Annotated in this window: 1 protein-coding gene; it reads right to left on the bottom strand. The window is 57.8% G+C overall.

The window, feature by feature from the left end; genetic code table 11:
- The coding region (locus KO533_RS22520; RefSeq protein ID WP_219256198.1) for a hypothetical protein at positions 1 to 223 on the bottom strand (223 nt) is incomplete at both ends.

Raw genomic sequence — 223 nt, 5'->3', positions numbered from 1 at the left:
CGGCCAGTGTATCCTTGCGCAGCATTCGCCTCAGGCACTTCTATCGCAGGGATGTCTTCCGTAGGCACGCCATCCGTCTGTGACATTGAAGGCGTGTTTGTGGTCTTCGCCGCGACAGGCGGACGAGCAGGTGTCCCCCCATTCGTAGGTGTTTCTGCGACGACTGTAGGAACATCAGTTTGAGTGCCATCATCCGCCACCGATGGTGAACCGTTGCCCATCA

The sequence above is a fragment of the Shewanella sp. NKUCC05_KAH genome, from assembly GCF_019345585.1.
GTDB classification, from domain to species: Bacteria; Pseudomonadota; Gammaproteobacteria; order Enterobacterales; family Shewanellaceae; genus Shewanella; species Shewanella oncorhynchi.
The sequence above is the reverse complement of the archived record's forward strand: the minus strand, read 5'-3'. Positions and strand labels throughout refer to the sequence as shown.